Annotated in this window: 1 protein-coding gene; it reads left to right on the top strand. The window is 18.6% G+C overall.

Annotated features, from left to right (window positions below; all coding sequences use genetic code 11):
- Nucleotides 1-231, top strand: a 231-nt coding sequence (locus CN514_RS26215; RefSeq protein ID WP_217993948.1) for a hypothetical protein, incomplete at both ends; no start/stop codon positions are given.

The raw sequence follows: 231 nt of genomic DNA on the forward strand, positions 1-231 counted from the left end.
ATTTAAAAGCAATAAATTTAATACTAAACTTATTAAAGATGAAGATATCACTGCAAAATTAAATTCATTAATTCGCTATTATAGACGACATAAATCTTTGTCTATATTTTTAGAAAAAAACAAACCTTTTCTAGCTAAATTAAATCTACAATTTGATGAAATTTTTAATACTTTCAAAGATGAAAAATTAACTAATTTGATTTCTGAATTTAAGTTATTATTTAATAAAGT

This window comes from Bacillus sp. AFS001701, from assembly GCF_002559405.1.
In the GTDB taxonomy this organism is placed as follows: Bacteria; Bacillota; Bacilli; order Bacillales; family Bacillaceae_G; genus Gottfriedia.